Annotated in this window: 1 protein-coding gene; it reads left to right on the top strand. The window is 40.7% G+C overall.

What is annotated here, in order from left to right; all coding sequences use genetic code 11:
- Positions 1 to 110: 110 nt before the first annotated feature.
- Positions 111 to 779, top strand: a complete 669-nt coding sequence (locus BGK49_RS16320) for a class I SAM-dependent methyltransferase (RefSeq protein ID WP_000239881.1) — start codon at positions 111 to 113, stop codon at positions 777 to 779.
- The last annotated feature ends 36 nt before the right edge of the window (positions 780 to 815 follow it).

The following is an 815-nucleotide window of genomic DNA, read 5'->3' as shown; positions in this document are numbered from 1 at the left end:
CTGCTGTATCGAAGCATACCAGGCTATTTCAATATCGCTATGCTGCGGCAGCATTTAACCCCTTGTAATTCATCGCCATAATTGATTTAATTCACAAATAAAACTATAACATGGTGAAATTAATGAAAAAAAACACAGATGATGGGGCTAAAATTTACACACCACTTACCCTAAAGCTTTATGACTGGTGGGTTTTGGGAGTATCAAATCGGCTTGCATGGGGATGTCCTACAAAGGAACACCTTCTTCCACACTTTCTGGAACATTTAGGTAACAACCATCTGGATATTGGTGTTGGAACTGGGTTTTACCTTACTCACGTACCTGAGAGTAGTCTGATATCTTTAATGGATTTGAACGAAGCTAGCCTGAACGCGGCATCTACAAGGGCTGGGGAATCAAAAATTAAACATAAAATTAGCCATGATGTTTTTGAACCTTATCCCGCGGCGTTACATGGTCAATTTGATTCCATTTCCATGTTTTACCTTCTTCACTGCCTGCCTGGAAATATATCTACAAAAAGCTGTGTAATACGCAATGCGGCGCAGGCCTTAACTGATGATGGAACTCTATACGGAGCCACAATTCTTGGCGATGGAGTTGTGCACAATAGCTTCGGTCAAAAACTGATGCGCATTTACAATCAGAAAGGCATCTTTTCAAACACAAAAGATTCCGAAGAAGGCTTAACACATATACTCTCAGAGCATTTCGAGAATGTTAAAACCAAGGTTCAAGGTACTGTAGTAATGTTTTCCGCTTCAGGGAAAAAATAGCATCCAACCGCAGCACGTTCTTGCTTAAGACGTGCT

This window comes from Shigella sp. FC1544 (assembly GCF_001722145.1).
In the GTDB taxonomy this organism is placed as follows: domain Bacteria; phylum Pseudomonadota; class Gammaproteobacteria; order Enterobacterales; family Enterobacteriaceae; genus Escherichia; species Escherichia coli.
Note: the sequence above shows the minus strand (reverse complement) of the source record. Positions and strands in the feature narration are given on the sequence as shown.

What these genes read in the sequence shown, in the direction of transcription:
- BGK49_RS16320 (WP_000239881.1), top strand. Translation starts at nt 111, where the DNA reads ATGGTGAAATTAATGAAAAAAAACACAGATGATGGGGCTAAAATTTAC.